Annotated in this window: 1 protein-coding gene; it reads left to right on the top strand. The window is 62.7% G+C overall.

Translation table 11 applies throughout. The features are described 5' to 3' along the window. Window positions 1–215: 215 nt before the first annotated feature. The gene (locus AC1DTN_RS37340; RefSeq protein ID WP_477925135.1) at window positions 216–956 is read left to right on the top strand and encodes a class I SAM-dependent methyltransferase; all 741 of its coding nucleotides are present in this window, start codon (window positions 216–218) and stop codon (window positions 954–956) included. Window positions 957–981 lie beyond the last annotated feature (25 nt).

Below are 981 nucleotides of genomic sequence, written 5' to 3'. Positions count from 1 at the left end.
TGTCGAAATTGACGGCGTCGGGGCGATCAGAAACCGCTTCGTCTGACGCCCGACATCGGGATTCCAGGGGTGGACGGCCGTGGCGGGCGAGGGCGGCGAACGACAATGACGCCCCCAAAGAAGCATCGCATCGCCGGATGCTTCGGACGCGCGGGACAGCGACATCAGGCGTTGTCCGACACGCGCGTTCTCGTGGCCGGACAGAGTTGGCGACCATGTCAAACGTAACCAACGCGATCAAGCGGCGCCTTCCTGCCCCCATCCTCCACGCTCTGCGCACCTATCGCGGGAGGTCCAAGCTGAGAGAGTTCTCGGGCCTCTCGACGAAGGCCGTCTTCACCAAGATCTACGAGGACGGGGTCTGGGGCGGCGATGGCGACCCCGATCAGAAATACTTCTCCGGAAGCGGATCGCGCGATGTGGCGGTGGAGAGCTATATCGAAGCGGTAGGGAAGTTCCTTCGATCGCTCGGCCGCAAGCCCGACGTCGTGGACCTCGGTTGTGGCGACTTCCACGTGGGGTCCAGAGTGCGGCCCCTGTGCGCCAGCTACATCGCCTGCGACATCGTGGACTCGCTGATCGCGTCCAATGCCGAGAGATACAAGTCGATGGGCGTCGACTTCAGGACGCTGGACCTCACGCACGATGAACTGCCGGCCGGGGATGTGGTCTTCGTTCGACAGGTTCTTCAGCATCTGTCGAACGCCGAAATCGCGCGCGCGGTGCGGAAGATCCCGGCGAAGTATCGGTATCTGGTCCTGACCGAGCACGTGCCGCCCGAAGCCTTTCCGCACAATCTCGACAAATCCGCGGGTCCGGACAACAGGCTCGCGATCAACAGCGGCATTGTCTTGACGAGCGCGCCGTTCAACATGGATGCGATGGCGCAGACCGTCCTGTGCGAGGTAGAGGAATGGGGCGGGATCATCCGGACAATGGCCTATCGATTCAGGTAGATCTGCTCCTGGCACGGATGGGTCG

The sequence above is a fragment of the Rhizobium sp. 01T444 genome (genome assembly GCF_056398305.1).
Note: the sequence above shows the minus strand (reverse complement) of the source record. Positions and strands in the feature narration are given on the sequence as shown.

What these genes read in the sequence shown, in the direction of transcription:
- AC1DTN_RS37340 (WP_477925135.1), top strand. Translation starts at nt 216, where the DNA reads ATGTCAAACGTAACCAACGCGATCAAGCGGCGCCTTCCTGCCCCCATC.